Genomic DNA, 24,964 nt, shown 5'->3' on the forward strand with positions numbered 1-24,964 from the left:
TATAAATAATACGGATAAAAAAGGTAGATTTAAGCTATGAATAAAGAACAGCATTATTTGGATATAAACAGAGCGTCCTGGAATAGTAGAACGGATTCACATCTCAAGTCGGAATTTTATGATCTCCCGGGTTTTCTTCAGGGGAGAAGTTCTTTGAATGAGATTGAGCTAGATCTGCTCGATGATATTCAGGGGAAAACAATATTACATTTGCAATGTCATTTTGGTCAAGACACAATTTCACTGAGCCGGCTCGGTGCTGAAGTAACTGGGGTCGACTTGTCCGATAAGGCTATTGAAAGTGCACGGAAAATTGCTGAACAGACAAATGCCGATGTTCGTTTTATCTGTTGTGATCTATACGATCTGCCGAATCATTTGGATCAGCAATTTGACTATGTTTTTACGAGTTATGGTACAATCGGCTGGTTGCCTGATTTAGATAAATGGGCAAAGGTTATTTCCAGATTTTTGAAGCCCAATGGGAGATTTGTGTTTGTTGAGTTCCATCCTGTCGTTTGGATGTTTGATGATAATTTTGAAAAAATAGGTTATCGATATTTTAATTCAGGTGCTATTATTGAAACGGAAACCGGAACCTATGCGGATAAAAATGCGGCTATTACACAGGAATATGTCATGTGGAATCATGGTATAAGTGAAGTGGTCAATAGTCTGATAAAAAATGGACTCCAAATCGCACAACTTGATGAATTTGATTATTCCCCCTATAATTGCTTTAACGGGACGATTGAATTTGAAAAGAATAAATATCGGATTGAACTACTTGAGGACAAAATTCCAATGGTCTATGCGATAGTGGCCATAAAGAAATAACATCTGAGCGTTGGACGATCAAAAAAAGGAACTATGATCAAGCATAAATGGTATACAGGTGCATTCTGTGCGTTTACCGGGACATATTCTTGGTGTCGAGGCGATATTTGGTGAAAAGGACGAAACGTTAATCCTTCGTCACGATGCAGGCAATGGCGCAGAACCGTACATAAAAGGGATTTTGATGGCTGTAAATAAATTGTCGACCTTTGAGGGCTTGAAGCGCGGATTGGATACTGTAATGGATATATAGAAGCGAAGATGTCGAATAATCGGGGTTAAAAAATTAGATTATTTTCTACTAAAATAATTAGTATAATACTGTTTTTTATTTTTATATTTACATACTTATTTAGCATGTGAACACTTATTCGTAAGCCTATTTTGGATATTTAGGAGAGGTGTATGGATGCTCCAATGTGGTTAAGAGCTATAGATAGGCTGACCATACGGTTTGAGAGATTAGACTAAATTTGAGTTAGATGCCATGGAAGATACGATTGGACAGTTAAATACAGCATATAAAGGACAGATTTTCCGCATTACATATCAGGAAAGAGATTTTCAGATTCAATTGTTGAAAAAGTGTCCGACAAAAGAAGAAACAGAATTGGATATTCTGTTAGATGGTCTATTGCAGACTTTGGTTAAGAACAAAGAGAGATGGTCTTTTCAACAGCATGAATTGGATCAGGATCTTGCAAATCATATCTGGCGGGCCATCTCTCTCCGGTATAGACTTTGATAAGAATCAAAGTCTCCCAGTTACTTATTTAATTTACGCCAGGTCCAATAAGTTCAGTGGTGAGGCCTAAAAATCTCAGTAGATTTTTACTGTCAAAAATTAAAGTAGCATAATGTTTTCCCTTTTTAAAGGTAAGTTTTGAACCACCTGGAAAGGTACTTCCTTCCTCCATTTTTTGCGTTTTGGCTGCATATTTACTGAATTTAGCTGCACTTTCCTTAAGCGTGGTTTTGTTCATCACAAGATTAAAAGGCAAGCCCTCGACAACAAGCACTTGATCTTCTGGGACATCAAAAAAGATTTCATTGATGGTATTATTTTTTCCAAGACTGGTATAGAGTTCCAGACCGGAATTGGTCAACCATTTGGCATATTTTTCTTCATTGGCATCTTCATAGTAGACCGTTTTCGCATTTAAAGCTGCTTCGATCTTTTGCACTGTCTGTGGGAAAATAAATTCTGAATCCTTGTTTAGGAGCGATTTTATTCCTGCATGGTTTTGCGAGAAAACGCTCATGGTCAATAGCAGGAAGAACATATTCAATGTTAGTGTTTTTATCATCATAGTGATCAAATTTAAGTTCTGGAAAATACAATAATTAAAGATATTAAAAAATTAATCAAATTCATTTCGTCTTTATGGCATTGAGATATATCCTGATATCCTGTTCGAGTTTTATAGGGTATGTATAGCCCAATTTATTCGCTAGTTCCCTGCCAATTTCTGCGACAAGATCGGCCATTGCGAATAGCGCCGTCCAATTTTCATTGCTATCACCGGCTGAAAAAGTCCGCATTATTTTTCCCCAGGTTTGCTCGGTCAGGTATTTTTTAAATAGGCGTCCATGTTTATTGGTTGTGATATTCCAATCATGCTGGCTAGCGATATACCACTCAATCAGCGGTACCAGATAATCGGTACGTATATTGTTTTCGGACATAAATTTTGCATAAAAAATATCCTCTCTTACGAGACACTTGGCGACATAAGTACAGTCCCACCAAAAATCATTGAGTAGCTGTGTGAATTTTTGCTCGGTAGGTTTTTTTATGATTGACACCCGATAGGAGGGTTTTTGGATCGCTTTCGTTATGCCCTCTTTGTCAAGGAGTACTTGATAACCAATATCCCAATCTTCACATAACGGGCTTTGACGCACCTCTTCCAAAAAATTAGGCTTACTATATAACTTAAAATCAACTTTTATGTGATCTGTATATAAAACCATTTTCATGGCATGTTTGCTATCAAAGTGGCTTTCATCCTCTTCAATCATGGCGATAGGAGTGCCAAAGTTATTTAGCCAATTCTTATCGGCGACATACGTGGTATTGTCATCAAATACAAGTTCGATGTCTAAATCACTTAATTCATCAACTGGTGCCAGTGGATTTACTAAGGAGCTCGTTAGGAGAACTGCCCGAATATCCGTATTGTTTTTTGCCCAATCCATAATCTGCTGTAATTTTTCTGCTCGAGTTTGCATATTTTTAGTTTATTTATGGAGAATAATCCCGTTCATCTCTAAAGAAGGACGACTTACGGCCGTTGGCTTCGCAAAGGTGTCGGAACAAGTTTATTTTCTAGTGATCTTAAAATATTAGGATCTGCCTTGCGGAAAACGACAGCCAATTTAAAAACCGAAGAGTCCGCTAAAGATAATAATACAATAAATTCCCATCGCCAAGAGCAGATTGATGCACAGCGCTGCATATTTCTTCTTCGCTAATAGCCAAATTGATTCTATTACTGTATAAATGAGGAGCGGAATTCCAAAACCGAGCATTTCGAAATAAAATAAATAGCCAGCACCCAAGCGATCATTTTCTTTATGCATATACCATTGAGAAATAATGATAATAAGGCCAATTAGTATTAAGATACCCAATCTTATTAAGAGATGTCTTTTTAATTGTTTATCTCTCAAAATAGGTGCACGAATGAAGAAGACCGTTCCTGCAAAGTAAGCTATGATGAATATAATCCCTATAAGCTGTCGGAATGTATAAGATATATTAAACCAACCATTTGTATAGAGTGACCCTATAATTAGTGTTGATAAAAGAAAATAGCCTATCGTTTTATAGTTCATGTGGTAAAATAAACGTTTTGCCCATACCGGATGACGCAAGCCTTTTTGTTGGAAAGAATTCACTTTCTAATAGCAATTTAGGTATAAATCACAATTATAGCAAAAATAGAGATTGAAGATTAATGCGCCAAAAAATGTATGGAGATATTAGTCCTTGAAATAAAAATTGTAAACGATTACTAATGACAGTATTATTTAATAGGACTGGTTGTTTTATTGCTTTAATTTGCATTTTTTGCAATATTATGCAATAATATGCTTCTATTTTGATTTATTATTGATAGTTTTGTACGACTAAGCCTAGACAAGTCTATCGCTATACTATTTTAGTTTATCTCAAATTATATGGAAATTAAATCATTACCCATTCGTCCGGATACAGCGAGAAATGCTGTCAGGTTTATCTTTTTTGTGTGTGGGTTGGGACTCGCCAGTTGGGCACCTGTCGTTCCTTATGTTAAGCAACGGCTTGGAATAGATGATGGTGTATTGGGACTTTTGATGCTTCTTATCGGCGGCGGAGCTCTTTTTATTATGCCATTTTCGACCATCCTTCTGAATAAATTTGGAACAAGAAAAATTATCTTTCTTTCGGGTATCACGCTCGCATTGATACTGCCGATGTTGTTAATTGCTAATTCGATCATAACAATGGGGATTACACTATTCTTTTTTGGTATGTGTATGGGAGGAATAGAAGTTTCCGCAAATGCGCACTCAATCCTTATCCAGAAACTCTTTGATCGGCCGATCTTATCCGGTCTGCACGGTATCTTTAGTGTGGGAGGATTAACGGGGTCGCTCGGATTAGGACTGTTGATAAAGTTAGGGTTTCAGGCTACCTATGCCATGTTGTTGATCTCCTTACTGATCGTTGTAATTATGTTCGTCATGTATCGTAGGTTGTATGCGCATGATGATGAAATACGCATTAATAGTCATCATGATGACAAGAAAATGGCTGCAGGTCAGTCCAAATGGGCTGGTTGGTTCAATTTGCATGTTTTATTTCTGGGCATGCTCTGTTTCTGTGCTTATCTCTCCGAAGGTTCAATGTTGGATTGGAGTGCGGTATTTTTGCATGAGGAAAAAAATGCACCGCTTGAAATTGCGGGGATAGGGTATGCTGCCTTTTCCATCGCCATGGCAACAATGCGACTTTTTGGCGATGTACTTGTTGTCCGGTTAGATCATCGGGTTGTTGTGGTCGGAGGGGGACTCTTAGCGGTATTCGGTTTGCTGGTAGCTGTTTTATCACCTTCTTATTGGGGTGCATTAGCCGGATTTATCCTATTGGGCTTTGGTGCCGCTAATATTGTTCCGATTTTATTTAGTCATGCCGGAAATTTAAAAGGAGTGGGAGCATCAGCAAGTATTCCGGTTATGTCAACATTGGGTCACTCGGGACAGTTGTTGGGCCCCGCCTTGTTGGGTGGAGTTGCCCAATTTTATGGAATTTCAGTCTCGCTTATCGTCGTTGCTTTTCTTATGCTTTCACTTTCCGTGTCTTATTGGACTTATTGGAAATTCCAGGCTAGAAAATAAATTCTTGCAAACTATAGCTGGGCAATTACCTCTTGTGATTGGCCAGCTATAAATACTCAGTTGAACGTTTTATTTTGCAGGTCAGCAACAAAAAAACGATGGGCATCAGTCCAGTTCTTCAACCGTTCAAATCGGTGCTCATTGACATTGTGAAATGTATTAAACATAAGCCCTTTTCCAGAAAAACTGTCTAGATTCTTTAGATGATCGTCAATAAGAAAATCGGTGTCGATAATACCTTTATTCCCACAGAATACGATGTTCTTCCACGAGATAAATGGAAAATATTCCTGTAGCCATTCCCGTTTCTCTAAAAGACTATTGGGAAATTCCATTGCGGCAGATACAACAAAAATCTCATAATAGTTTTGTAATTCCTTCACCACGTCTTGTGCATCTTGTGCAACAGGAATACTGCGGAAAAAACCTGGTGTATGCAAATACCGTAAGACTGCCGTCTGATCAGGTAAACAATCCGCTTCTTTCAGCCCTACGATATCGTTTTCATTTATCCGTATACCCGTTTCTTCAAAATAATGTGAAAGATAGTGCCGTTGGATGTCTGCAAGTACACCGTCCATATCAATGGAAATTGTCTTTTTTATCATAAGTTTTATCTTTATTATTGCACAAATGTAATTATATAATTGCAAAATATTGCAATTATAGCAAATTTTTGCAATTCATTTTATTCTGGTAAATCTATATATTTGTTCCTATGCTAAAGTACGATCGTCTGCAAACCATTTTAGATATCACCAATAGGGAGGGCTCGGTTTCATTTCAAACCTTGAGCAAAAAGCTTTCGGTATCCGAAGATACCATACGGAGAGATATCAAGGAATTGAATGATCGGGATCTTCTCCGCGCAGTACGGGGGGGAGCTCACAGCATTGTGCAAAAAAAATATCATTATCGTGATCGCGAGAAAGCAGGGTTGGAACAGAAAAAGATTATTGCACAAAAAGCTTTATCATTAATAAAAGATGATCAGGTACTTTTTTTCGATGGGGGTACATCTATCCTGGAGCTGACTAAAATTTTACCAAAGGATCTTAAAGTCACTATCATTACGAATAGTTTTCCTGTCGCGAGTGTGATCGAAGACCATCCTTTGATCGATATCATATTTTTGGGAGGCCGACTTTATAAGTCCGCCTTTACCACTTTTGGCAATACTACGTTGGAAAGCATTGCCAATTTTAAAGCTGATTTATACTTTTTGGGCGTTTGTTCAATTACTCCTGAAAATTTGTCCTGTAATTATCAGGAAGATGCTGAAACGAAACGTGCAATGATGAAACAGAGTGTTCGCATCGTTGGATTGTGTACTTCCGATAAATTTGATACGGAGTCAAGCTTTATCATTGATAAAACTAAAAAGCTTGATATCATTGTGACAGAACATGAATCAACGAGCCCTCAGATGCGTAAATATATCGCTCAGGGGATCGAGCTGCTTTAGACAAACAATGATGTCGCAGTTTTTTTGCTACATCATTGTTTGTTATCATAGCTATTTTGCGGCTTTGATCTGAATGTCCAATGTAAATTCGTCCTCAATCGCCCGATTCCCGAGGTCAGAGAAAAAGCTGGCCGAACGATATTGGATATCAAATTCCAATCGATTTACCTTTACACCTAATGCTTCGGCCGAAAGTCCGTCAGTGGTGCTGGTTACCTTTGCGGGAAAAGATATCGTTTTCGTTTTGTTTTTAATGGTAAGATTCCCTGTGATTACTGGAGTAGCCTTGCTGTTATCCACTTTGCTGATAATGAATTTTGCTGTTGGATACTTCGGTACATCAAAGAAATCTTCATTTTTAAGATGGCCAGTTAGTTTTGGCGCATCAGTACATGCCATCGAATTCATATCAATGGTAAATCCACCACCGGTAATTTTACCTTTATCTGTTTGGATCGTTCCGTCTTTCAAGGCAATGGTACCAACATGACCACCGACGACTTTCTTCGCATCCCATTTGATTATTGATGATTGTGTACTGACTTTATAGGTTGTTTTTTGCGCAAAAGCAAAGGAAGTACTGCAAATAATAGCAATGAATAATAAGGTTCTTTTCATAGAGATGATTTGTTTAAAATCAAATATACAAGAAAGTAGGCATATTCAAATGAGTAAGGTAATGATTATATAAACGATAGTTTTAAATCAATGATTGTAACCATTCCTGAAAAAAATGGGTAGATTTTTATGACATGATTTATCGCGTAAAACTAGGAAATATTAGCTCCTAACCCGTATAAAGTTGGCTAGGAGGGGAGCTTATCCATTGTAGGAATATTATCTTTTAAGCGGTCCAATATATTTATAGCTATTGATGAATATGCCAGTCGGGGTTATCTTTGAGTCGAGGAAGACAAGTTCCTGGGCGTACACCTTATCTGAGAGTAGGCGCTTGCCATGTCCCAGCAAAACTGGGTAGGTAATGAGTACCACTTCGTCGACGAGACCCTGCTCAAGTAATAGCGAGGTCAGTGTAGAGCTACCTACAACAATCAGATCGGGACCATCCATTGACTTGAGGGCATGAATCGCGGCGAGAATGTCTTCTTCCAAATTTTTTACTGGCCCCCAGGTTAGACTGTCGGGACGGTGTGTTGCGACATATTTTGTTGCAGCATTTATGGCATTGGCCATAGGGAAATCTCCCGCATTGGGCCAGAAGCCACTAAAGATATCATAAGTCTGACGACCTAAAAGAAGGTCGAAGTCTGAGCCATATGCCTGAAAGAGCATTTCCGCTCCTGCGGGACTTCTATAGGCAGTTGTCCATGCGCCATAGGCGTAATCTCCATCGTGTTCGATGATGCCATCAAGGGAGATGTGTTCGAAAATTCTGATCTTTCTCATTGTTTCAAGTGTTTGATTATCAATTCAAATTTAGCGAAGTTTAGAAGCACGGATGAGGTGCAATTGCGACAATATAAGGGGGTAAAACCTTTAGGTCAATCTGTTGTTTTTAGGAATAATTACGAATTGTACGAAGGTCGATGCAATAGGATTTACGAACAACATACGGAAATGTATAAAAATATGTAGAACTTTAATCCTGCAGATACCGGTGCATGTGGATTTTAAATCTCCCTGTGCCAAGGGTACATTCGGCGATGTAAAAAAAGATACGCATATGGAATTTTCACCTTTCAACAACGTTGTTAAACTTTGTATTCAGGGTATGAGCATGGAAGAAGCCAAGCATACTGAAGAAGCCCTTAACTTATTTATGCAAGCTTGGAACGAAGCCACAGACGATCACGAGCACTTTCTTGCAGCTTATTATATCGCCAGGAATCAAGAGGCTATTTCCGACAGATTGACATGGTTGGAGGCGGCCTTGAGCCATGCATTAAAACTAAATGATGATACGGTTAAGAGTGCTTTGCCAAATCTTTATTTGAACCTGGCTAAATGCTATGAAGCGATGGGGGATAGTGATAAGACTCATGGATATGCTGATCTGGCTGCAGTCTTGGGGGAAAAACCATCAGATACCGGTCCTTTTTATCATGGTACAAGAGCTGATTTACCAGTGGGTGCGCTATTGACAGCGGGAGGTAATTCCAACTATCAATCTGAACTTACCATGAACCATATTTATTTCACCGCATTAGTTAACGGAGCCGGACTCGCGGCGGCTTTGGCAAAAGGCGATGGTCGCGAACGTGTTTATATTATTGAACCAATGGGAAGCTATGAAAATGATCCAAATCTAACAGATAAAAAATTCCCAGGTAACCCGACGCGTTCTTATCGTTCCACAATGGCATTGAAAATCATCGGTGAAGTAAGCGACTGGGTCAGACCGAGCCCCGAAGAACTTCAGCGGTTCCGTGAACGTGTGGCGAAGGGTAATGGAGAAATAATCAATTAAATGCAAGAGGCATATTACCTGTCCAATGTGTAGATAATGCTAGATTGGTGCTTCTAAAGAAAGCTCATGAAGATGATCAGGGGTTATGAGATTGATTTTGAAAGGGATTAAAATTTGAAAGGGATCAAATTGACTGTTCAGAGCGGTTGACCAAGAACATTTTGCGATTTTCATTGTTTGTTCAATGTCAATAATGTCTGAAAGATTCTTTTTTTCGGGCAAATCCCCATTAACTTCGCACAACGTGGTAAATGGATCTTATTTATTGATAATTTGGATCCAATTGGTATTTTATAAAAAACAAAAGAATGATTAAATCGAAAGGTTACGCGGCGAAGGATGGCAATTCCCCGCTTGAATATTGGGAATTTGAAAGAAGAGAACTTGGTTCAAATGATGTGCTAATCGATATCTTGTATAGTGGTATTTGCCATTCAGATATTCACCAGGTGCATGATGAGTGGGGTGGGACACAATATCCAATTGTTCCGGGGCATGAGATCGTTGGTCGCATCAGTGCGGTAGGCAGTGCGGTGACCAAGTTTAAAAAAGGTGACCTAGCCGGTGTTGGTTGTATGGTGGCATCCTGTGGTGAGTGCGATAATTGTAAATCGGATCAGCAACAGTTTTGTTCGGAGAAGAAAACGGTGTGGACTTATAATAGCACCGATGTGATGCACGACCACTCTTGCACCTATGGTGGGTATAGCGATAATATTGTGGCTGATGCAGACTTTGTCTTGCATGTGCCGGAATCGCTTGATATCAAAAAGGTAGCTCCTTTACTTTGTGCGGGGATCACCACTTACTCGCCCTTGAAACGATGGAATATCAGCAAGGGGCATAAAGTTGGCGTGCTAGGGTTAGGTGGTTTAGGCCACATGGCAGTGAAGATCGCTGTCGCCATGGGAGCTGAAGTTACGATGATAAGCCATTCGCCCCGTAAAAAAGCAGATGCGGTGCTGTTAGGTGCCCAGAAGTTTTTAAATACGCATGAGTCTTCGGAGTTGAAGGAGTTTTCAGCCTATTTTGATTTTATCATAGACACCGTATCGGCGCCTCATGATTATAATCTCTATTTGGCATTGCTAAAAACCAAAGGTGTATACATCTGTGTTGGTATCCCAGCAGCGCCAATGGAAATTAACGGACGCTCGATTATGGGAGGAAATAAAATTTTGACGGCTTCAAGTATTGGTGGTATACAGGAAACACAGGATATGCTTGATTTTTGTGCTGAACATAATATCCTTCCAGAAACCGAATTGATTGACATCGATTATGTGAACGAGGCTTACCAACGTGTATTGGACAGTGATGTAAAATACCGGTTTGTCATTGATATGGCTTCATTAAATAAATAGTGTCAACAACATGAAAAAATAGGAATCGTCCACTATTGAAGTGAACCTCAACAGTTAGACGGATTAACAAAATTAAGTTTTTTGTACTAGAGCTCGGTATTCCACCGGGCTCTTTCCATTTAACCTATGTTTTATTCTTTAATTTTGTTTTTGTCTCCTTAAAGTCTCTTTCTAAATATTCATTTCTAAAAGGATTCACTTTTATTTTTTTAATCGCTTTTTCTCAAAAAGCTTTCTCTAGCCTGTTTGTCTGCGGTCGAAAATCTGCTATTCTGTCGATCTGTATTTATTTCTGATTTTCTGGCTCGTATCTTTAAAGCCTATTCTTTTTTTAGTTTTTATACTGAAACTGCTCGTTGTTTTGTTTAAACGGCTCTTTTCGATCGTTTTAGCAAAAAATGGTGCTCGATAAAAATGATAATTTGTTGCGCATTGTGTCAAGATTGATGATATATCGCCAAAAAAGGAAAAACAGCAGGTTTCGGATTTTTTACCTTGATTGATAGGTCTAATTTTGAGCTGTTGAAAATTATCGTCATGGAAAATATAGTATCTAGATTGCTGGCCAGGGATTGGACAGTCATCACCAGGGAATTACATGATAAGGGCTTTGTGATTGTACCTGATCTATTAAATCAAGTCGAATGTGATGAACTGGTTGCAGCTTACGGTGCTGACAATAGGTATCGAAAAACTATTGTCATGGAGCGTTATCGCTTTGGTTTGGGGGAATATAAATACTTTCAATATCCCTTGCCCGAGCTGATTACGACAATAAGGGAAAAAGTATACGCATTGATTGCTCCAGTCGCCAATCAATGGATGGAGGAGCTTAATCTGAACCGAAGATTTCCGGCTTCGCATGCTGCCATGCGAGAACTTTGTCAGCGGCATGAACAGGTGGAACCTACCGTCCTTATTTTAAAGTATAATACAGGCGGATTTAATACGCTACACCAGGATCTATACGGTGAAATTTACTTTCCCATACAAATCGTATTGCTGTTGGATCAGGTGGATCAGGATTATACCGGTGGTGAGTTTGTTATCACGGAACAGATACCAAGGGCGCAGTCTAAGGTTAATGTCTTAAAACCCAAGCGCGGCGATATGATCATCTTTACGACTAATTTTCGCGCAGCGAAAGGCTCCAAAGGCTATTATCGGGTCCATATGAAGCATGGTGTTAGTCCATTGCACAAGGGTCACCGGCATGGCCTTGGGATTATATTCCATGATGGTCTTAGCTAGGATAGGAGATTCTTGCAGGTAAAAAATAGCCCATTTAAATTATAGGTATGTATACAATAGAACAAAAAATTAAAAACGAAATATGATCAGACATATGGATTTGGTAGGGACAGCGGCTGAAAGAACCAAGTCCTTAAGTTCCTTCATTCGAAAGGGTGAAATTACCTTGGGCGGATATAAAAAGGCTAAGATTTACGGTCGTCTAAACTGTGCCACGGGTAAACGGATGAAAGTCGAACATCGTGTTTTCTTTCGGGATGAGGCTGATGCCGTCAGCCATGGATATAGACCATGTAGTCATTGTATGCGGGAAAAGTACAAGGAGTGGAAAACTAAAGCAGCAGGGTCTGGAGAACGCTTAAAATAAACGCAGATCTCCGCCTGAAAATTTGCAATCACATTTTAGTTTGCCAGATGAAGATCGTTAAAGGAAAAGTGGAAGTCGTGTCGCGTTGACAATTTCTTTCATGACAAAATAGCTTTCCATATGTCTGATTCCTTTAATCGTTGCAAGCTTGTTGAAGTTAAATTCATGATAATGGTCGACATCTCTGACCATAACCTTGAGCTGATAATCAAAAGCTCCTGTCACATGGAAGCATTCGACCACTTCCGGAAATTTCTGTATTTCTTCCATAAATAGCAAAGCACTTTCGTTTGAATGCTTTTCCATACTGATCGATACAAGAACCATCAGGTTCAGGTCCAGTTTTCTTCGATCCAGCAAATATACCTTTTGTTTGAGCACAGCTGTAGCCGTCAACTTCTTAATCCGTTCGTATACAGGAGTCATGGATAAGTTGACTCGATCGGAAATTTCCTTGTTACTCATGTTGGCATCCTGTTGCAAAAGGTCCAAGATCATAAGATCTTTTTCATCTAATTTCATTGTTGTAGTAATTTAAATCTAAAAACAAAGAGGTATAAGCCTGTCGTTGGAATAGTAAATCTAAAAATAATAATATTTCAATATAATTTTACTAAAATAAGTTTAATTGTAGGTATTTAACACTATAATTTAATTTAAAGTAGTAAATTCATATTACTTAATATCAGTTACCAACCTAGAAAAAGAATTATGAGTGATCCCCAATTAAAGAAAGTCCTTGGCCCCGTCATGTTGTGGGGATTGGGGGTAGGGTATGTAATTTCAGGAATGTATTTCGGATGGAACCTTGGTCTCGCAGAAGGAGGGACCTTAGGCTTAGCCATTGCGACTATATTCGTCATAATTATGTACCTCACCTTTACCTTCAGTTATACAGAAATGGCTTGTGCCATACCGAAAGCTGGAGGGGCTTTTGAATATGCCAATAGGGGCCTGGGAAAACAATTGGGGTTTGTTGCAGGGATTGCTCAAAATATAGAATTCGTTTTTGCACCGCCGGCCATTGCAGCGGCGATAGGTGCTTACCTTCATTTGCTTCATCCTGGGGTAGGCTATCTTACTTTTGCGATCGGAGCCTATCTGATTTTTACAGCAATGAATATTTTAGGTGTGAAACTCGCTGCTTCGTTTGAATTGGTTGTGACAGTCCTTGCGGTTATTGAATTATTGATATTCGCCGGTGTGACGCTGCCAGCATTTGAATTTTCTAATCTTCAACAAAATGCACTTCCCAATGGGTATTCAGGCATTTTTGCATCCATTCCATTTGCCATCTGGTTTTTTCTAGCCATTGAAGGGGTCGCCAATGTGGCTGAGGAAACCATCAATCCGCAGAAAAATGTATTGATCGGTTTTGGGTCAGCTATCGTTACTTTGGTCGTGTTGTGTATCATTACATTTTTATCAGCGGTTGGTGTCGCTGGTTGGGAAGCAGTTGTCTATCCACCGGGAAGTACCGAGGCCTCGGATTCTCCTTTACCTCTTGCTATTGCCAACGTCATTGATAGCTCCCATATTCTATACAAATTACTAATTGGGGTAGGGTTGTTGGGTCTTATTGCGTCGTTCCATGGTATTATTTTGGCCGGGGGACGTGCCACTTTTGAATTTGGGCGAGTAGGATATGCACCATCTATCTTAGGAAAAGTTCATTCACGCTTTAAAACACCAGCTAATGCGCTATTGGTCAATATGGCTGTTGGTATAGTCGCGCTACTGACGGGGAAAACGGCTGGGATCATTACCATTGCCTGTTTTGGGGCAATCAGTCTCTATATTATATCCATGTGGTCTTTTTTCGCCTTACGCAAGAAAGAACCCGCATTGGAGCGCCCATTTAAAGTTCCTCTGTATCCTTTATTTCCTATGCTTGCGCTGATCATCGCCCTGATCTGCCTGGTTGCTATGATTTACTACAACCCATTGACAGCCTTACTATTCTTTGGGCTTGTCATCTTATCATATCTCTATTTCTTAATCTTCCTTGACAAGGATAAAACCATCAAATCATGATCGACAAAAAAGAAATTATTTCCAAATTAAAGGCAAGTACGAGTACGCACGTCAAAGTCGCCGTAGCAGATATTGATGGCGTATTGCGAGGCAAATTTATGCACCGTGATAAGTTTATCTCTTCATTGGACAATGAATTCGGCTTTTGTTCCGTCGTGTTTGGATGGGATGTCAATGACCAAGTTTATGACAATGTGGAAATTACAGGCTGGCATACCGGTTATGGAGATTTTCCTGCCCGTATAGATGGGAATACCTTCCGAAAGATACCCTGGCAGGAGGATGTTCCATTTTTTCTGGCTGACTTTGAATCGTCACATGCTACAGATCAAAATGTGTGCCCGAGGGCGCTGTTAAAAAATATCATAGCACAGTCTGAACAGGCTGGCTACAAACCTATTTTTGCACAGGAATTTGAATGGTTCAATTTTATTAAAGGAGATATCAATGCATCACAGAACAGCTTTAAAGAAATGACACCGATTACCTCAGGAATGTTCGGTTATTCCATCTTGCGGATGTCTGATAATTATGGGTTCTTTCGTGATCTTCTTGCGATGCTCGAACAGTTTGGTATTCCCTTGGAAGGTTTGCATACTGAGACTGGACCTGGCGTAATGGAGGCGGCGATTCAATGCAGTAATGCGCTTGAAGCTGCAGATCGGGCTACACTCTTTAAGTCAGCAGTAAAGGAGATCGGTAAAAAACATGGTATTGTCGCTAGCTTTATGGCCAAGCAGACGAAAGAACTACCGGGCTGTAGCGGTCACGTACATCAGAGCCTCTGGGACCTAAAAAAAGAAAAAAATCTATTTTATGATGCCGACGATCAGTTAGGCATGAGTGAACTGATGAAGCAATTTCTTGCTGGACAACTGTATTGTCTGCGGGATATTTTACCCTTATTTGCACCAACTGTTAACAGCTATAAAAGACTCACGGAGGGCGCTTGGGCTCCCACGACTTTAACCTGGGGGATAGACAATAGGACTACGGCCCTGCGGGTAATCGATGGTGGACCAAAGGCTACACGTATTGAACATCGGGTGGTTGGTTCGGATGTTAATCCATACCTCGCCATAGCGGCCTGCCTAGCGAGTGGACTTTACGGTATCAAGCATAAACTATCCTTGGACAATCCGTATACTGTGGGTAATGGTTATAAAGATTTGCAACATGGCGTTTTACCAAGAAATCTCTATGAGGCTACGAACCGGATGGCGCAGTCTGAAATAGCATCAGAATTATTCGGTGAAAAGTTTGTTGACCACTTCTGTAAATCCAGGTTATGGGAATGGCGGCAGTTTTCAGAACAAGTAACAGATTGGGAAACAAAAAGATATTTTGAAATTATTTAACTGCAAGATGGATACAGATAAAATTTATGGTTTTAATTTTCCGACACCGATTCGTTTCGGTGCAGGAGCGATCAATGAATTACCGGATTACCTATCGCGCAATGGTCTTAACCGCCCTTTATTGGTAACGGATCCAACTATTGCCGAACTTCCTTTTTTTAAGGAAATCCAGCGTAAATTGACGGGCAGAGGGATAGACGTGATTGTGTTTCATGATTTGCACAAAAATCCGGTTAAATCCGATGTGCTGCAAGGTGGGGATGTCTATCGGGGGAACAATAGGGATTCCATCATCGGTGTTGGAGGCGGAGCTGCACTTGATGTTGCGCGGGCAATAGCACTGCGTGCACATCATCATCGTGATCTCTTTGACTACGACGATCTTATCGGTGGAGATATTTATGTAACCAATGAGATCCCACATCTAATCACTGTACCCACTACAGCAGGTACTGGAAGTGAGGTTGGTCGTAGTGCTATTATTTCCGAAGACGAAACCAAAAAGAAACGTATTTTGTTCAGCCCTAGGTTGATGGCGAAAATAGTCTTTGCGGATCCGCTCCTCACGATGGATCTTCCGGCATTCGTCACAGCGGCTACAGGAATGGATGCCCTCACACACAATATGGAAGCTTATTTAGCAAAAGGATATCATCCGATGTGTGATGGTATAGCGTTAGAGGGAATGGCGATGGTGGCAACAGCTATTGAAAAGGCAACCAAGGAATCTGATTTACAGTCTCGTTCGAAGATGCTTTTGGCCTCACTCATGGGGGCAGTGGCCTTTCAAAAGGGGCTGGGTATTGTCCATAGTCTGGCACATCCTCTTTCCTCGTTGTTAGACACTCATCATGGACTTGCGAATGCCATTAATCTACCTTACGGTATGCAATTTAATTATGCGGGATTCGAAGATCGTTTTGATAAAATGGCAGTAGCGCTCGGTATTGGCAATAACGCTGGCGATAAAGTCGTGGATTATTTATTTGAACTGAATACACGCCTGGATTTACCTACCCATTTATCATCCATCGGTGTGCAAAAGCAACATCTTGCACCATTGTCGGAACTTGCATACGCGGATTTCTGTCATCCTTCAAATCCGAAGCCGGTGACAACAGAAGACTTTCTTGCTATTTATGAAACAGCATTCTAATAAAAATAGTATGATCAAAATTGGTATAAGCGCCTGCTTCTTTTATCCTGACAAGGAACGTACAGTCTTTGGTCCTAAATCACTGAGCTATATGGAAAATGATATGGCCCGTTGGATAGGGAAAAAAGGCGTACTTCCGGTGCTGCTTCCCGATTTAGAGGGGGAGCTGTTGACGGATATTATTGATCAGATGGATGGTATCATCCTCCAAGGGGGCAGCGATATCTCGCCGGAGCAATATGGTGAGGATCCCATAGGAAAATGGAGAGGAGACGCTTACCGGGATCAGTATGAACTAAAGATATTGGATTATGCGATCAGGAAGGATAAACCCATATTGGGTATCTGCCGGGGATTCCAATTGATGAATGTCTATTTTGGGGGGTCACTTTATCAGGATATTCCTTCACAGGTGCCTGGAGCGGGAGTCCATCGGTCAGCGGAATTATATGATACGATTAATCACCCCATAAACTTTGTGCCTGGAACCTTACTTGGGGATTTGTATGGGCATATCTCTAATCCTAAGGTAAACACCGTACATCATCAGGCGGTCAAACAGCTTGGACAAGATTTGGAAGTATACGCTCATTCGGATGATGGTTTTATCGAGGCATTTGGATATACCAAAGCAGCTCCAGGTAAAGTGATGGGTGTACAATGGCATCCGGAGTTTTCTGCTACGCAAGCCGGAGAACTGTTGGATGAAGAATTGATTTTTAATGTTTTTCTAGAACATGCAAAACAACATAGAAATTAGAAACCCCGCTACAGGGGAGGTAGATGCTGTGATCCCTGTCATCACAGCATCCGAATTAGATACAGCGGTCGCTCTTTTAAAAAAAGGACAACTTTCTTGGGCAAAAGTGCCATTACAACAACGTTTAGACTGCATAATTGCGTTTGGGCAGTTAATTCTGGCTAATAAACAAGAACTTGCCGAAATACTGACGAAGGAAACGGGAAAACCTATTACCCAGTCGCTAAACGAAATTGTAGGGGCACAAAACCGTATCGAACATCTTCGGACAAATGCGGGTAAATGGCTTTCTGAGGAACTCATTACAACAACTGGGGCAACCCACGAAAAGATTGTGTATGAACCACTGGGGCTGATCGCCAATATTTCCGCATGGAATTTCCCTTATAATGTTGGTTTTAATGTATTTCTGTATGCACTTGTAGCTGGCAATGCCGTGCTTTATAAGCCATCGGAGTTTGCTACTGGTACAGGTATACAGTTTGAGAAATATCTGTATCAAGCGGGTATTCCCCAAGATGTATTCAAATGTGTTGTCGGAAATGCCGAGATTGGTCAGCAATTATTGGAGCTACCTCTGGATGGCTATTTTTTTACAGGGTCATATAAGACTGGTCTCCATATTGCGACCACAGTAGCGCATAAATTAGTTCCCGTCCAATTGGAACTAGGAGGGAAGGATCCGCTGTATGTTGCCGATGATATCGTGGATATTAAGAAGGCCGCAATTCTTGCCGCAGAAGGTGCATTTTACAATAATGGACAAAGCTGTTGTGCTGTTGAGCGGATTTATGTCTCGGACAAGATATACGATCAGTTTGTTGAAGCTTTTGTTGAAGAGGTAGCCTCTTATACCATTGGAGATCCGATGAAGCAAGATGTATTTATCGGGCCACTAACCAGAGCCGCTCAGCTGACTGTGCTTGATACCCAAGTAAAAGATGCGCTTGCAAAGGGAGCAACCTTGCGCTTGGGGGGGCATACACTGGAAGATACAGGTTATTACTATGCACCTACAGTTTTTGAGTATTGCAATCACGACATGGAATTGATGAAGGAGGAGAGTTTCGGCCCGTTGATCGGCATCCAAAAGGTGGCTTCAGATGATGAGGCGATCCATCTAATGCAGGATACCACGTATGGCCTGACTGCAGCGGTATTTTCAGCTGATCAGGATAGGGCCATGGCAATACTGGAAAAAATGAACACGGGAACAGTGTATTGGAATTGCTGTGATCGGGTAAGTCCCAACGTCCCTTGGTCTGGACGGAAAAACTCAGGGCTGGGATCAACCCTGTCTGCGCAAGGAATCCGCGCTTTTGTTCAGCCCAAAGCATACCATCTGCGACCATAGATTTTTTGTCTAAAGATCGTTTGTAGGGAATTGATTCCCTAATTTCAAGGTTTTAAGCCGTTTTTTGAAAAAACGTCTGTTTATTTCCGTAAGGTTTAATATTGTAGTCCATGACATAGTATTAAACCTTACTTTTTAAATGGAATATCGTGATCTCAGGTAATATTCCCACTCGACTGGGGTAATCCAGGTAGCCGAAACCTACATTCACATAAAGTGATTGATGTTTTTCCTGATACAGACCGGCCCATTCACGATAGGCATATTTAATTGGGCTCCATTGATAATCTGGATTGCTAAAGCCGAATTGACCACCATGTGTGTGTCCACTAAAGGTGACATCGATCATCGGATATTTTGGTAATACCTCAGCCCTCCAATGTGACGGGTCATGTGAAAGGAGGAAGTTGATAGGTGAAGAAGGATCAACCTTGGACATGGCCAGATCGAGATCGCCATAATTGTGCGGGTTGTTCGCCCCCCAGTTCTCTACACCTACAAGCGTGATTTTTTCATTATTTACGGCAATCTCCTTCGACTCGTTTAACAGGAGCTGCCAGCCAAGTTTGCGATGGATATCTTTTACATTGCTCAGGTTCTGCTGTTTGGTCAACTTACGCTCATTGTTGAAATGGAACCTATTAAAATGATAGTCCCCATAGTCGTGATTTCCCAAAATAGAAAAGACACCCAAGGGGGCCGTTAATTTATCAAATATGGAAAGGTGGTCATCCATCTCATCGGCAAAGTCATTCACCAGATCTCCTGTGAAGAAAATGATATCTGGCTTTTGTGAAAGCAATAGGCTTATACCCTTTTTTACAGCATTTAAATTATAAAGACTGCCAGCGTGTATGTCAGAAATCTGAGCGATGGTCTTGCCCTCGAACGATTTTGGAAGATCGGGTAAAATCAAATTGACCTGTTTGATTTGGTAATCATAGAGATTGGATATAAAACCACGGGTTAAAGCGACTAAAGGGATACTACTCAACAAAAGACCACTTTTGATAATGAAATCAGATCTTCCAATGGTTTTTTTATTTGCATCTGGTATTGTGTTATTGTTTGTTAGTCGTCTGCCAATATTTCTAAAAAATATCAAAAATATATCTACGCCGATGGAGAAAAGAAGGATTGTCTTTGCAAGTAGCAATGAAATGGGGAAGAACATGAAACAAGCAGCGATAAAATTGTTCCACTCGAAAAATAAATTCAGGAATATGCAGGCATAAGAGAAAATACTCAATAACCACCAGATTACATTTGCGGTTAATGGTTGTGATTTCCATACTGCCAGTCTGCGTAACCTTAAATATATTAACATATCAAAAAGAAGAAATATAAAGATGATTTTTAAGAAAGTGTATAGCTGTGGGATCATATAAAAGTTTGTTTGTCTGAACCAAATCTTGCCATAGGGCAAGCGTCTTGACTAAATAATTTATTTATCTTGTATTCTTGTTAAAAATAGTAAATATGAACACAAAATTTGAAGCTGGGATTAATATTGCCATAAAAATTCCCAAAAATAAATATGAAAAGACGGTAGCTTTTTACAAAGATATTCTGAAATTGGATGTCGAGGAGAAGCCGATCGATAACCCAACGGTCTCCAGGACACATGAGGTGAAGTTTGGGCACAATATTATTTGGCTGGATTGTGTGGATAACTACACCCATTCCGAAACTTGGTTGCAGCTTACTGTTCCGAATGTTGCTGAAGCGACCGATTATCTATTGTCAAGTGGGGTGGAAACCTGTGACGAAATTGAGGAACTTCCGGAAAATATGCATTGGATTACCGACCCTGCAGGTACCGTGTTCAATTTGCAACAAAAGCGATAAAATGCTGATTTCAGGCTATGTTATTAGCATTAGTTTATTCTTGGTGTTCAGCAATAGCGCTGTTTCCCAGCAGGTGAAAGTGTGATAATATAACAATAGGGACTATGATTGTTGGAAGCAAGACATAAGGAAACTGTAGTACAGCAATATTAGGTTGATCAAATGCCATTGACTGTAAAGGTAATGGCGATGACAATATACCAATGACCACGACAATCAGCAGTGAACAGATGCCCAAAATATTCCAGGCTTTGAAAAATACAGATGTTAGTATTTTTGGATTGAAGCTACTAAGGATTAAAAATAGAACAGCAGTAATGCCGAAAAATAGATCATAGTTCCAACCCAAAAATGTCATTTCTATAGGCAGCATTTTATGCTTAAAAAGGTGAAAAATAATGAATTCAATAGGGAGTCTGATGATATGGATACCAAGCAGATAATAAGCGTTCAAACTTAAATTTTTTGATAATCTATAGTAACTTATACTCAATAAGAGCGCGCTCACCAAGACAAGTACAAAAGTAGGTGGGAAAATCAGAAAAATATTAAGGGATGACACCGCTGAGAGTGCAAATGCCCATATTGCAATAGGAATCACTACCATTTTATTGGGGGAAGCGAGTCCAAATAAAATGAGGCATGCTAAAGTGGAAACGGAAAAAACAACAGGCATAGAAATGCAGATTTATGATATAAAACTACAAGAAATTCCCTTTGAAATACTTGTCCTAGGGCAAGTATTTTGACTCTTAGAAAAATTACCCTATAGTTTTGCTAGCCTATGCCGTTGGTCGAATCCGAAATTTAATTGATTTGACGACGAGGGTAAATAATCTTGACTTTGTCTTAATAATAAAACGCGTAAGATGAAAGCAGACAAAACTATTCTATGTATCGTAACACCTATTTCGCTGACGATCATTGGATGACCTTGCCCTATACAGGCAGCTCACAGGCTATAAGTAGGGTATATCCCTATACTCGGAAACATGCACCTAGTTCCACATTAACTTCAAATGTATTAGAGCTATCACATTGGGCAATCGCGAATATGTATGAAGGAAGATATAAAAATAGACAAATTATCACACCATCTACTTTAAAGGTAATGACAAACCCTACCATTACTGTTGATCCGGCTCAGGGATTATCAGTGGGACTATGCTGGTTTATTTATCCCTATAGAGGCTATGTAAATTATGTCCATGAGGGAGGAGATATTGGCTATAGGAGTATGCTCTCGTTGATTCCCGAAAAGAAACTAGGCGTTGTTATACTTAGCAATACAGATCATTTCGATATTCGACAAGTGTATTTTAAGATAATGGATATGTTATTGGTCAATAAATCATAAATTAATGTTTATAATAAGATACCTAAAAGCTCAACCTTTTTTCTTTCAGCCATTTCGATAGTTGGTTGGCGACTTCAATATTATTCAGGTCAGAAAAAGGGACGTGTGTATTTCCATGAATACCGACCTCGGGAAGATGGACGACAGTGGCGTCACCTCATATTTATTGATTGTTGCCGCCCATATTCTGGCGATTTCTAGTCCCGAACTCCAGTGGTCCATATTCCAGACTTTGGTGAGCTGTTTGGCAATATTATCTCCGTAGTAAATCACGATGGGAATTTTGGTGAGTTTTTCGAAATCTGCTAATGGAATTTCAACACCTTTGAGCTCACCAAAAAGTCCTGTGGATTGGATTGGTTGTGGCAGTTCGCCTTTCGGAAACATGAAGCTGCTATATGGTTCAAAGGCGACAATGGCTTTAACTCGGCTGTTTTTAATTGCCGTAGACCATCCCGGGCCGCCACTTTGTGAATGTGTTACCAATATACCAGTACCTATTTTATCAAACAATGTAGAGAGTGCTTCAGCGATGACATTACTGTCAAATGGTCCTGTATTGGATGTCATCTGTCGATAAAATTGTTCCAACGATGCAGTATCTCGTGGGAACTGTACATTTGGAAAATAGTCTGGGTATCTGGTAATAGACATATGCATGGTCTGCATGAAATGTTTGTCCCTGAGCAGCTAGGCCATTACTGAGATCGAACTGCCTTCTTCCATTTTCTTTGTTCCGCCAATCGCAAAACTGCCTTGTTCTTCAATAACCATTGGTTTTTGCTTATTTTGGGTATTGGCTGATGAGAATATTGCGAGGGTTACTACTATTGTTGCCATTTTATTTAATAATGCCATTTTTATCTATATTAATTTATTTTCCAGTCTTGTAATCAATCCCGGGGATCGACACAATTAACCCGTTTCTTCCGAGTGAATGCTTCCCCTCAAGATATTACCTAAAGTTTAACGTATTCTTTTCTTCAGGATCTTATTGAAATTATATCTTTTTCAAAATTGCGAAATACGCTGGTATATGAAGTTATATGAATTACTGAAATAAATACCATTATTACTGTTCATAGGAAGGTAATAAAATAAACATAGATAAGTTCTCTAAGCGATAAGCCTCACAACACTTTTGGATGCCTTGCGATCTCCTGGATAGTAGATAAGCTGATATAGCTATGCTAATGTTAATAAACCTTTGGGACTGATGGGATATCAGTTATTATTTGTATCTTTAGGAATAAGGTTTGTTATTCATATAACCCCATTCGACAAACCAAACATGATAAAAGCTTCTCGTTTTATCTTTAAATTTCTCCAATTGTATCATCGTGAAATTTTCTGTTTAGAACCAACCACACTCAAGTTTAATCCCCACAATTCATGTACCCATGGTTATGGGACACACCCTCACAATGTAAATATTATAAGTCATGAGTAAAGATCAAAAAAAGGAAAAAAGTACGAAAGAGAAAACACAGTCGTCATATCAAAAAGAAAAAGACTCGATTTCAAAAGATCTAACAGAGAATGTCTTTCGTAAAAAAAAGAAATAAGCAATTGTAGAAGATAGCTTGACTTAATAATGGTAGATTATTAATTTGGAGCGAGTATAAAGAGTGGAGTATTAGACCACGCTTTTGCTCGCTCTTTTAGTATAAAATTTAAAATACTCTTAATTGTTAAACAGGCCTTCTTTCATGAGATTGAGCTTGTTTTGTTTTCGCCCATTGAAAGTAAATTGACCAGACATGTTGACGAATTGCTAAAGTCTATAGGTAAATGCATTTATATTCATTCCTGCACCTACAGAGGCAAATAAGATGATGTCATTTTTATTGAATGAATGCCCTTCAATTTTTCCCTGCCTAATTAAATCATAGAGTGTTGGAATAGTTGCAACACTGCTGTTCCCAAATTTATGAATAGACATCGGCATAATATCCTTGGGCGGCTGCATATGATATAATCCATAGAATCGCGAAATAATAGCCTCATCCATTTTCTCATTGGCCTGATGAATTAATATCTTTTTTATGGCATTAATGTCGAGATTAGCTTTCTCTATACAGACTTGCATGGCTAAAGGAACCTTACTCAGAGCGAATTCATATATCTTTCGTCCCTTCATCTTAATGTAACGGGTGCCTTCTTCATGTTGGCTGTTAAAGGAACCTCCAAAATAAAGATAGTCGGCCTCATCAAATGCATAAGTTGCACTTTCAAAAGACAGTAATCCTGCCTCTTCTGTTGTAGCTTCTACGATAACTGCGCCTGCACCATCAGCATAGATCATTGAATCACGATCGTATGGATCTACGACACGGGAAAGTGTCTCGGTACCGATAACCATACAGCGTTTAGCCATGCCCGATTTGATAAATGCATTAGCTTGTATCACGCCTTCATTCCAGCCTGGGCATCCGAATAAAAGATCATAGGCGATACAATGTGGATTTCGTATACCTAATTTTTTCTTGACTCGTGTTGCCAGACTGGGAACAGTATCGGATTGAACTTTTCCGTAGGGTACATCGCCATAGTTATGTGCGACAATAATATAATCAAGTGTCTCTTGATCGATGTCAGCGTTAGCGATTGCCCGCTCTGCGGCAATAGACGCTAGATCAGAAGCAACCTGATCATTATTTGCATAACGACGTTCCTCAATGCCAGTAATATCTTTAAACTTACCTATAATGGATTCAGGGTATTTGATAGGCTCACCAGCCTCATCCAAAAAAATACGATCTTCAAAATTCGCGTTATTGATTTTATTGTCCGGAAGATAGCTACCTGACCCAATAATTTTTATATTCATTAATTTCCCTCCGTTTCTCAATTATTGAGTTGGTTTCTGTATTGTTCTTTTTAGAAAGCAGCAATTGGTTGCTATGCCCAGTGACTTATAAATTTCAATGTAGACATTTTCCTGACCGAGCCTTCTTTTGCTTAATTTACCAAAATTATTTAAGATATCCCTATACAATTTA

29 protein-coding genes are annotated in these 24,964 nt (G+C 39.7%); 17 read left to right on the top strand and 12 right to left on the bottom strand.

Translation table 11 applies throughout. The features are described 5' to 3' along the window. The first annotated feature begins 36 nt into the window (after positions 1-36). From OGI71_RS02645 to OGI71_RS02655, 3 genes are all read left to right on the top strand, one after another. Positions 37-837 carry a class I SAM-dependent methyltransferase gene (locus OGI71_RS02645; RefSeq protein ID WP_282253743.1) on the top strand — a complete coding sequence of 267 codons (801 nt, stop codon included), beginning with the start codon at positions 37-39 and terminating at the stop codon, positions 835-837. 58 nt (positions 838-895) lie between these two features. Continuing rightward, a complete protein-coding gene (locus OGI71_RS02650; RefSeq protein ID WP_282253744.1) occupies positions 896-1,090 on the top strand; it encodes a dihydrodipicolinate reductase C-terminal domain-containing protein in 195 nt (64 codons plus the stop codon). 234 nt (positions 1,091-1,324) lie between these two features. After that, positions 1,325-1,582: a hypothetical protein gene (locus OGI71_RS02655; protein WP_120257007.1), complete on the top strand. Its 258-nt coding sequence runs from the start codon at positions 1,325-1,327 to the stop codon at positions 1,580-1,582. A gap of 28 nt (positions 1,583-1,610) precedes the next feature. Here OGI71_RS02655 and OGI71_RS02660 read toward each other — a convergent pair whose 3' ends face one another. The 3 genes from OGI71_RS02660 to OGI71_RS02670 form a co-directional block, all read right to left on the bottom strand. Continuing rightward, the gene (locus OGI71_RS02660) at positions 1,611-2,147 is read right to left on the bottom strand and encodes a hypothetical protein (protein ID WP_282253745.1); all 537 of its coding nucleotides are present in this window, start codon (positions 2,145-2,147) and stop codon (positions 1,611-1,613) included. Positions 2,148-2,208: 61 nt separating this feature from the next. Beyond that, the gene (locus tag OGI71_RS02665; protein ID WP_282253746.1) at positions 2,209-3,069 is read right to left on the bottom strand and encodes an AadS family aminoglycoside 6-adenylyltransferase; all 861 of its coding nucleotides are present in this window, start codon (positions 3,067-3,069) and stop codon (positions 2,209-2,211) included. A gap of 147 nt (positions 3,070-3,216) precedes the next feature. Further along, positions 3,217-3,675 carry a hypothetical protein gene (locus tag OGI71_RS02670; protein ID WP_282253747.1) on the bottom strand — a complete coding sequence of 153 codons (459 nt, stop codon included), beginning with the start codon at positions 3,673-3,675 and terminating at the stop codon, positions 3,217-3,219. 345 nt (positions 3,676-4,020) lie between these two features. Between OGI71_RS02670 and OGI71_RS02675 the strand changes: the two genes are divergently transcribed. Further along, complete coding sequence (locus tag OGI71_RS02675; protein ID WP_282253748.1) at positions 4,021-5,220, top strand: MFS transporter; 1,200 nt, start codon at positions 4,021-4,023, stop codon at positions 5,218-5,220. 56 nt (positions 5,221-5,276) lie between these two features. Here the strand turns inward: OGI71_RS02675 and OGI71_RS02680 are convergent, their stop codons facing one another. Beyond that, positions 5,277-5,828 carry a 5'(3')-deoxyribonucleotidase gene (locus OGI71_RS02680; RefSeq protein WP_077432755.1) on the bottom strand — a complete coding sequence of 184 codons (552 nt, stop codon included), beginning with the start codon at positions 5,826-5,828 and terminating at the stop codon, positions 5,277-5,279. Between the two features lie 110 nt (positions 5,829-5,938). On the opposite strand from OGI71_RS02680, the gene OGI71_RS02685 reads away from it, so the two are divergent. Then, complete coding sequence (locus OGI71_RS02685) at positions 5,939-6,685, top strand: DeoR/GlpR family DNA-binding transcription regulator (RefSeq protein WP_120257019.1); 747 nt, start codon at positions 5,939-5,941, stop codon at positions 6,683-6,685. 51 nt (positions 6,686-6,736) lie between these two features. On the opposite strand, the gene OGI71_RS02690 is transcribed toward OGI71_RS02685, so the two are convergent. Both OGI71_RS02690 and OGI71_RS02695 read right to left on the bottom strand, forming a co-directional pair. Further along, a complete protein-coding gene (locus OGI71_RS02690) occupies positions 6,737-7,303 on the bottom strand; it encodes a YceI family protein (RefSeq protein WP_282253749.1) in 567 nt (188 codons plus the stop codon). Between the two features lie 219 nt (positions 7,304-7,522). Beyond that, the gene (locus OGI71_RS02695) at positions 7,523-8,092 is read right to left on the bottom strand and encodes a dihydrofolate reductase family protein (protein WP_282253750.1); all 570 of its coding nucleotides are present in this window, start codon (positions 8,090-8,092) and stop codon (positions 7,523-7,525) included. 607 nt (positions 8,093-8,699) lie between these two features. On the opposite strand from OGI71_RS02695, the gene arr reads away from it, so the two are divergent. The 4 genes from arr (at position 8,700) to OGI71_RS02715 (ending at position 12,095) form a co-directional block, all read left to right on the top strand. Continuing rightward, the gene (arr, locus tag OGI71_RS27100; RefSeq protein ID WP_348774950.1) at positions 8,700-9,113 is read left to right on the top strand and encodes an NAD(+)--rifampin ADP-ribosyltransferase; all 414 of its coding nucleotides are present in this window, start codon (positions 8,700-8,702) and stop codon (positions 9,111-9,113) included. A gap of 308 nt (positions 9,114-9,421) precedes the next feature. Beyond that, positions 9,422-10,477, top strand: a complete 1,056-nt coding sequence (locus OGI71_RS02705) for an NAD(P)-dependent alcohol dehydrogenase (RefSeq protein WP_282253752.1) — start codon at positions 9,422-9,424, stop codon at positions 10,475-10,477. A gap of 537 nt (positions 10,478-11,014) precedes the next feature. Continuing rightward, complete coding sequence (locus tag OGI71_RS02710) at positions 11,015-11,728, top strand: 2OG-Fe(II) oxygenase (protein WP_282253753.1); 714 nt, start codon at positions 11,015-11,017, stop codon at positions 11,726-11,728. Positions 11,729-11,810: 82 nt separating this feature from the next. Further along, a complete protein-coding gene (locus tag OGI71_RS02715; RefSeq protein ID WP_282253755.1) occupies positions 11,811-12,095 on the top strand; it encodes an Ada metal-binding domain-containing protein in 285 nt (94 codons plus the stop codon). A gap of 57 nt (positions 12,096-12,152) precedes the next feature. On the opposite strand, the gene OGI71_RS02720 is transcribed toward OGI71_RS02715, so the two are convergent. After that, positions 12,153-12,617 (bottom strand): Lrp/AsnC family transcriptional regulator, encoded by a 465-nt coding sequence (locus OGI71_RS02720; RefSeq protein WP_120257026.1) that lies wholly within the window; start codon positions 12,615-12,617, stop codon positions 12,153-12,155. Between the two features lie 189 nt (positions 12,618-12,806). On the opposite strand from OGI71_RS02720, the gene eat reads away from it, so the two are divergent. The 5 genes from eat to OGI71_RS02745 are packed head-to-tail and all read left to right on the top strand — an operon-like array spanning position 12,807 to position 18,757. Next, positions 12,807-14,129: an ethanolamine permease gene (eat, locus tag OGI71_RS02725; protein WP_121126965.1), complete on the top strand. Its 1,323-nt coding sequence runs from the start codon at positions 12,807-12,809 to the stop codon at positions 14,127-14,129. Beyond that, positions 14,126-15,487 (top strand): glutamine synthetase family protein, encoded by a 1,362-nt coding sequence (locus OGI71_RS02730; RefSeq protein ID WP_223582806.1) that lies wholly within the window; start codon positions 14,126-14,128, stop codon positions 15,485-15,487. The genes eat and OGI71_RS02730 overlap by 4 nt, the downstream gene beginning before the upstream one ends. Positions 15,488-15,494: 7 nt before the next feature. Then, on the top strand, positions 15,495-16,643 hold the full coding sequence (locus tag OGI71_RS02735) for an iron-containing alcohol dehydrogenase (protein ID WP_282253757.1): 1,149 nt from the start codon (positions 15,495-15,497) through the stop codon (positions 16,641-16,643). Positions 16,644-16,653: 10 nt separating this feature from the next. Beyond that, positions 16,654-17,403, top strand: a complete 750-nt coding sequence (locus tag OGI71_RS02740) for a gamma-glutamyl-gamma-aminobutyrate hydrolase family protein (RefSeq protein WP_282253758.1) — start codon at positions 16,654-16,656, stop codon at positions 17,401-17,403. Then, positions 17,381-18,757, top strand: a complete 1,377-nt coding sequence (locus OGI71_RS02745; RefSeq protein ID WP_282253759.1) for an aldehyde dehydrogenase family protein — start codon at positions 17,381-17,383, stop codon at positions 18,755-18,757. Before OGI71_RS02740 ends, OGI71_RS02745 begins: the two co-directional genes overlap by 23 nt. 121 nt (positions 18,758-18,878) lie before the next feature. Here the strand turns inward: OGI71_RS02745 and OGI71_RS02750 are convergent, their stop codons facing one another. Then, entirely contained in the window at positions 18,879-20,084 is a 1,206-nt protein-coding gene (locus tag OGI71_RS02750) for a metallophosphoesterase (protein ID WP_282253760.1), read from the bottom strand. 152 nt (positions 20,085-20,236) lie between these two features. Between OGI71_RS02750 and OGI71_RS02755 the strand changes: the two genes are divergently transcribed. Continuing rightward, entirely contained in the window at positions 20,237-20,605 is a 369-nt protein-coding gene (locus OGI71_RS02755) for a VOC family protein (RefSeq protein ID WP_282253761.1), read from the top strand. Between the two features lie 34 nt (positions 20,606-20,639). Here OGI71_RS02755 and OGI71_RS02760 read toward each other — a convergent pair whose 3' ends face one another. Continuing rightward, positions 20,640-21,281, bottom strand: a complete 642-nt coding sequence (locus OGI71_RS02760) for a hypothetical protein (protein WP_282253762.1) — start codon at positions 21,279-21,281, stop codon at positions 20,640-20,642. A 216-nt stretch (positions 21,282-21,497) separates the two neighbouring features. Here OGI71_RS02760 and OGI71_RS02765 point away from each other — a divergent pair, with 216 nt between their 5' ends. Then, complete coding sequence (locus OGI71_RS02765) at positions 21,498-21,962, top strand: serine hydrolase (protein ID WP_282253763.1); 465 nt, start codon at positions 21,498-21,500, stop codon at positions 21,960-21,962. Positions 21,963-22,046: 84 nt separating this feature from the next. On the opposite strand, the gene OGI71_RS02770 is transcribed toward OGI71_RS02765, so the two are convergent. Then, positions 22,047-22,616 (bottom strand): hypothetical protein, encoded by a 570-nt coding sequence (locus tag OGI71_RS02770; protein ID WP_282253764.1) that lies wholly within the window; start codon positions 22,614-22,616, stop codon positions 22,047-22,049. Between the two features lie 36 nt (positions 22,617-22,652). Then, positions 22,653-22,820, bottom strand: coding sequence for a hypothetical protein (locus OGI71_RS02775; protein ID WP_282253765.1), 168 nt, complete (start codon positions 22,818-22,820; stop codon positions 22,653-22,655). Positions 22,821-23,404: 584 nt separating this feature from the next. Here OGI71_RS02775 and OGI71_RS02780 point away from each other — a divergent pair. After that, complete coding sequence (locus OGI71_RS02780) at positions 23,405-23,527, top strand: hypothetical protein (RefSeq protein WP_282253766.1); 123 nt, start codon at positions 23,405-23,407, stop codon at positions 23,525-23,527. A gap of 209 nt (positions 23,528-23,736) precedes the next feature. On the opposite strand, the gene OGI71_RS02785 is transcribed toward OGI71_RS02780, so the two are convergent. Continuing rightward, positions 23,737-24,792 carry a ketoacyl-ACP synthase III gene (locus OGI71_RS02785; RefSeq protein WP_282253767.1) on the bottom strand — a complete coding sequence of 352 codons (1,056 nt, stop codon included), beginning with the start codon at positions 24,790-24,792 and terminating at the stop codon, positions 23,737-23,739. Positions 24,793-24,964: the final 172 nt, after the last annotated feature.

It is taken from the genome of Sphingobacterium sp. ML3W (assembly GCF_029542085.1).
Taxonomy (GTDB): domain Bacteria; phylum Bacteroidota; class Bacteroidia; order Sphingobacteriales; family Sphingobacteriaceae; genus Sphingobacterium.

What these genes read in the sequence shown, in the direction of transcription:
- OGI71_RS02645 (WP_282253743.1), top strand. Translation starts at nt 37, where the DNA reads ATGAATAAAGAACAGCATTATTTGGATATAAACAGAGCGTCCTGGAAT.
- OGI71_RS02655 (WP_120257007.1), top strand. Translation starts at nt 1,325, where the DNA reads ATGGAAGATACGATTGGACAGTTAAATACAGCATATAAAGGACAGATT.
- OGI71_RS02660 (WP_282253745.1), bottom strand. Translation starts at nt 2,147, where the DNA reads ATGATGATAAAAACACTAACATTGAATATGTTCTTCCTGCTATTGACC.
- OGI71_RS02665 (WP_282253746.1), bottom strand. Translation starts at nt 3,069, where the DNA reads ATGCAAACTCGAGCAGAAAAATTACAGCAGATTATGGATTGGGCAAAA.
- OGI71_RS02670 (WP_282253747.1), bottom strand. Translation starts at nt 3,675, where the DNA reads ATGAACTATAAAACGATAGGCTATTTTCTTTTATCAACACTAATTATA.
- OGI71_RS02675 (WP_282253748.1), top strand. Translation starts at nt 4,021, where the DNA reads ATGGAAATTAAATCATTACCCATTCGTCCGGATACAGCGAGAAATGCT.
- OGI71_RS02680 (WP_077432755.1), bottom strand. Translation starts at nt 5,828, where the DNA reads ATGATAAAAAAGACAATTTCCATTGATATGGACGGTGTACTTGCAGAC.
- OGI71_RS02685 (WP_120257019.1), top strand. Translation starts at nt 5,939, where the DNA reads ATGCTAAAGTACGATCGTCTGCAAACCATTTTAGATATCACCAATAGG.
- OGI71_RS02690 (WP_282253749.1), bottom strand. Translation starts at nt 7,303, where the DNA reads ATGAAAAGAACCTTATTATTCATTGCTATTATTTGCAGTACTTCCTTT.
- OGI71_RS02695 (WP_282253750.1), bottom strand. Translation starts at nt 8,092, where the DNA reads ATGAGAAAGATCAGAATTTTCGAACACATCTCCCTTGATGGCATCATC.
- OGI71_RS02705 (WP_282253752.1), top strand. Translation starts at nt 9,422, where the DNA reads ATGATTAAATCGAAAGGTTACGCGGCGAAGGATGGCAATTCCCCGCTT.
- OGI71_RS02710 (WP_282253753.1), top strand. Translation starts at nt 11,015, where the DNA reads ATGGAAAATATAGTATCTAGATTGCTGGCCAGGGATTGGACAGTCATC.
- OGI71_RS02715 (WP_282253755.1), top strand. Translation starts at nt 11,811, where the DNA reads ATGATCAGACATATGGATTTGGTAGGGACAGCGGCTGAAAGAACCAAG.
- OGI71_RS02720 (WP_120257026.1), bottom strand. Translation starts at nt 12,617, where the DNA reads ATGAAATTAGATGAAAAAGATCTTATGATCTTGGACCTTTTGCAACAG.
- eat (WP_121126965.1), top strand. Translation starts at nt 12,807, where the DNA reads ATGAGTGATCCCCAATTAAAGAAAGTCCTTGGCCCCGTCATGTTGTGG.
- OGI71_RS02730 (WP_223582806.1), top strand. Translation starts at nt 14,126, where the DNA reads ATGATCGACAAAAAAGAAATTATTTCCAAATTAAAGGCAAGTACGAGT.
- OGI71_RS02735 (WP_282253757.1), top strand. Translation starts at nt 15,495, where the DNA reads ATGGATACAGATAAAATTTATGGTTTTAATTTTCCGACACCGATTCGT.
- OGI71_RS02740 (WP_282253758.1), top strand. Translation starts at nt 16,654, where the DNA reads ATGATCAAAATTGGTATAAGCGCCTGCTTCTTTTATCCTGACAAGGAA.
- OGI71_RS02745 (WP_282253759.1), top strand. Translation starts at nt 17,381, where the DNA reads ATGCAAAACAACATAGAAATTAGAAACCCCGCTACAGGGGAGGTAGAT.
- OGI71_RS02750 (WP_282253760.1), bottom strand. Translation starts at nt 20,084, where the DNA reads ATGTTAATATATTTAAGGTTACGCAGACTGGCAGTATGGAAATCACAA.
- OGI71_RS02755 (WP_282253761.1), top strand. Translation starts at nt 20,237, where the DNA reads ATGAACACAAAATTTGAAGCTGGGATTAATATTGCCATAAAAATTCCC.
- OGI71_RS02760 (WP_282253762.1), bottom strand. Translation starts at nt 21,281, where the DNA reads ATGCCTGTTGTTTTTTCCGTTTCCACTTTAGCATGCCTCATTTTATTT.
- OGI71_RS02765 (WP_282253763.1), top strand. Translation starts at nt 21,498, where the DNA reads ATGTATCGTAACACCTATTTCGCTGACGATCATTGGATGACCTTGCCC.
- OGI71_RS02770 (WP_282253764.1), bottom strand. Translation starts at nt 22,616, where the DNA reads ATGTCTATTACCAGATACCCAGACTATTTTCCAAATGTACAGTTCCCA.
- OGI71_RS02775 (WP_282253765.1), bottom strand. Translation starts at nt 22,820, where the DNA reads ATGGCATTATTAAATAAAATGGCAACAATAGTAGTAACCCTCGCAATA.
- OGI71_RS02780 (WP_282253766.1), top strand. Translation starts at nt 23,405, where the DNA reads ATGAGTAAAGATCAAAAAAAGGAAAAAAGTACGAAAGAGAAAACACAG.
- OGI71_RS02785 (WP_282253767.1), bottom strand. Translation starts at nt 24,792, where the DNA reads ATGAATATAAAAATTATTGGGTCAGGTAGCTATCTTCCGGACAATAAA.